The sequence below is a fragment of the Companilactobacillus halodurans genome (assembly GCF_009600985.1).
GTDB classification, from domain to species: domain Bacteria; phylum Bacillota; class Bacilli; order Lactobacillales; family Lactobacillaceae; genus Companilactobacillus; species Companilactobacillus halodurans.
Genome location: NZ_VDFP01000056.1, coordinates 1 through 3,188, shown reverse-complemented (window position 1 = coordinate 3,188; position 3,188 = coordinate 1). Strand labels below are relative to the sequence as shown.

At 29.6% G+C, this 3,188-nt stretch carries 5 protein-coding genes; all 5 read right to left on the bottom strand.

Translation table 11 applies throughout. The features are described 5' to 3' along the window. Positions 1-195: 195 nt before the first annotated feature. Complete coding sequence (locus tag FHL06_RS12255) at positions 196-1,125, bottom strand: reverse transcriptase family protein (RefSeq protein WP_102196636.1); 930 nt, start codon at positions 1,123-1,125, stop codon at positions 196-198. A 9-nt stretch (positions 1,126-1,134) separates the two neighbouring features. Then, positions 1,135-1,422 carry a helix-turn-helix domain-containing protein gene (locus FHL06_RS12250; protein ID WP_102196635.1) on the bottom strand — a complete coding sequence of 96 codons (288 nt, stop codon included), beginning with the start codon at positions 1,420-1,422 and terminating at the stop codon, positions 1,135-1,137. A gap of 44 nt (positions 1,423-1,466) precedes the next feature. Further along, positions 1,467-1,640: a hypothetical protein gene (locus FHL06_RS12245; RefSeq protein WP_153386850.1), complete on the bottom strand. Its 174-nt coding sequence runs from the start codon at positions 1,638-1,640 to the stop codon at positions 1,467-1,469. 302 nt (positions 1,641-1,942) lie between these two features. After that, positions 1,943-2,518 carry a hypothetical protein gene (locus FHL06_RS12240; protein ID WP_102196634.1) on the bottom strand — a complete coding sequence of 192 codons (576 nt, stop codon included), beginning with the start codon at positions 2,516-2,518 and terminating at the stop codon, positions 1,943-1,945. A gap of 243 nt (positions 2,519-2,761) precedes the next feature. Beyond that, positions 2,762-3,188: DUF536 domain-containing protein (locus FHL06_RS14400; protein ID WP_192917980.1), on the bottom strand; the 427-nt coding region annotated here is incomplete at its 5' end.

Here is a 3,188-nt window from a genome sequence, read left to right as displayed (position 1 = left end):
GCAGATGTTATTTATTGATAAAAGAAACAAAATAGCCCCCAATATCTACATTATAGATATTGGGGGCTATTTTAAAAACGTTTTTGAGGGGTTATTTGTTAATTATAGACCCTTAATTTAACAAAGATAAAGATATTAATTAAAATTACAGTCTTACAATATTTATCCAGGTAGTATAAAGCACCTGGTAATATATTAAGACTTAAATTTTGTTTTAGTAAATTTTGAAATTTCAGGAAATATTTCAGGTTCAATTTGACGTGCAGAATTTATGCATCCTCTTAAGGATAACCTTATTTTCTCGGCTTCTTGGTAGTTTCCAGTATTAATATTTTCTCTCATTGACTTAGCAAGCGAAATAATCTTTTTTCTATTTTTATTTGGAACTTTTAAGTGATGGGTTTTAGTTACAATAACGCCAGATACTCTTTTGGAGTCATTTGTTGAATAATACTTAACTTTTCTATTTTTAATAGTATGACCATATGCTCTAACAATTTTATTAACTCGTAATTTAATAAAATTTGTGTTTATAGGCGATGAACTAGAGAATGTAAAGTCATCAACATACGTTGAAAATTTTAAATTATTTTTAGTTGCTAGTAAAGAAAGTTCATCAAACATAGGAGTGAAGGCAAAAAATGAAAGGAGCATACTTGTCGAAATTCCTTGCACTAAGCCGCCTCTATATACAGTGATGTTCGTTAGTATGGAAGCTACGTCAGGAGAACATTGCATACTAGACTGAAAGAATCTATAAATATATTCTCTTTTACAGTTTGGAAAAAAATTTGATATGTCAAATTTAAGCCAATAATCACTGTCCTTATGGAAAGTTGCATTAGATAAAATATTTTTACCAATTTCACCAGCCATTAAATAGTTAGGCCTATTTGTGTATTTTAGGTAATTATAAATATTTTTTTGAGCTTTTTTTAATTCTGCATCAGAAGGTACATCAATTTCTCTATTTTTTGTACCAGTCCTCTTAGTAAAGGAATAGTATCTGGGATTGTTAGAGATATATTTTAACTTTTTTAAGGACATACCTAGCGAGTCAGCTAACTTTTTTTTCGAATGACATTTGAAAAGATAAGATTGAGATAATGGGTATTTTTTTTTCAATTGATGTCCTTATCTAGCCATTAGAGATATAACTTTTTCCATTAATGGTTTAATTAATTTTTTTGCTTGTAAATCATTATTGATCTGCTTTTTATCTTCTGCGAGTAAAATTAGTGTAGAAACTTTTAACCCTAAGATTTCAGCATAGTTATTTAATATTTCAAGTGAAGGAGACTTTTTCCCGGTTTCTATTTCAGATAAATAACTAGGAGATATATTTATTTTTCCACTAAAATCTTTTGCAGTATCTCCATAAATCATTCTTAGCTTTTTAAGAATTATTCCAATATTTTCCATGTAATAGACTCCTTTCAAAAAAAAAAGACTACGAATTGACCATCTTAAAAAAAGCCAGCAAATTGTTTAATAACTTTTTCAAGTAACAAAAGTAATTTTAACAATATTTCTAAACCGTGCATTATCTTAATAAATATAATCCACTTTTTAGATGTTTTAGCTTTTCTTTGCCGATGTTCACGATACTTTGATACCAGTTCCCTATTTTTAATTTGCATAAAAATTCCTTCTTTCTGCTCCCTCTATGGGAGTCCTCTCCAGAAAGAAAAGGTTCTCAAAGCATCTATCGTAGTCATTTTTGAAACGAGAGAATCCTCATCTCTCGTTTCTCTGCGCAGGCGCTTGCGCCGGAGCAGCCGGCAGCTTGCAGCCCTACAAAACAGATCCTACAAATATAGAATCCACGAACCTCGAATATACAAAGTTCCAATTTCAGAGGAAATACCTAACACTGATGATTTTATTATACAATATAATTCGCTATTTGCAAATATTATTTTTTTTAAAACAACTTTGTATTCTATTTGTCAAACATGGTATTTCTAAAATCATTTTCTAACTTGGTTAATTGTTGCGTTATTGTTTCTTCTAGTTTTTGCCTTCTTTGGTCATAGACGTCAATAGTTTGCCCTTTAATTTGAGGCATGGTTTCATAAATAGCGCTGATAGAACCCATAGATTTCTGAACACTTTTTATTTCCTTGTATAGAGGTTCAGTTAAAAACAGTCGTTGTGAATCAATATAATTATTGACGTTTATCTGTATTTCTCTCTTTTTAGAATTTTCTTCTTGACGTACTGCCCCATTCAATTCAAGTAATTTGGCATAGATGATTGGAATTATTGTCCGTCGTTGTTTTAATAGTTCTGCTTTTTGTTCAAAGTCTCTTTTTTGTTCCGCCAATGTTGATTGTAACTTTTCTTCGAATTTCTGTTGTTGCTGCTGTGTGTGGCAATTAAATTTGTTAATTTTTTGTTGATTAATTTGCGCTAATTTTGATTTATAATGTTCTAAAAGCCAATTTGGTATTTTAAGCCACGTCAAAACTTCTCCGACAATCAATATAATATTAAGTAAAATACTAATTAATAACATAAATCTAATCTCCTTATATTTTTTGTAGTTCACTTATAATATAGCAATTGTTTGTTTTTCGGTTTTGAAGCTTAAACAATAGAGATTTTCTATATATAATATGGTTAGAAAAAACGTGTCGAGTTCCTACTACACTAAAACGTTAAAGATTATAAAGCCCAACTAGAAGAATAACCTAAGTGCTTGCTTTTGCCTTTTTACAATTAATATTGAATTTTGATCAACAAATATAAAAATACGTTTTTACCAGAAGTGCCACCAAGTATTATTTTTTTTCTTTAAATTATGGGTATCATGTTCACCTTGTTTAGAAGATATGGTTTTAAACTTTTCAATTTTTTTTTCGGCTATTAACTGTAATTGTTGTGATTGATCCAATAATTTTTGCATTGACTTTAATTGTTCATCTTTTTCTTTAATTTGGCTATCTTTGATTAATAATTGCTGATTCAGTAGTTCTATTGTATCTATATTCGTGTTACCAGTGTTACTAGTAAATGTTTCCTCTCTGAATTTTCGGTTGTTACCACCACCAAAATGCTGTTTTAACAGCAAATATCCTGAATTAATAACAACTAGGGTTTGTACCCCGTTCCTAGTCACAGTTTGTACATAGTTTGCTCTAAAGTTTGTATCTAGTTTTTTCCTAATGGCTTGTTTTGATACACCA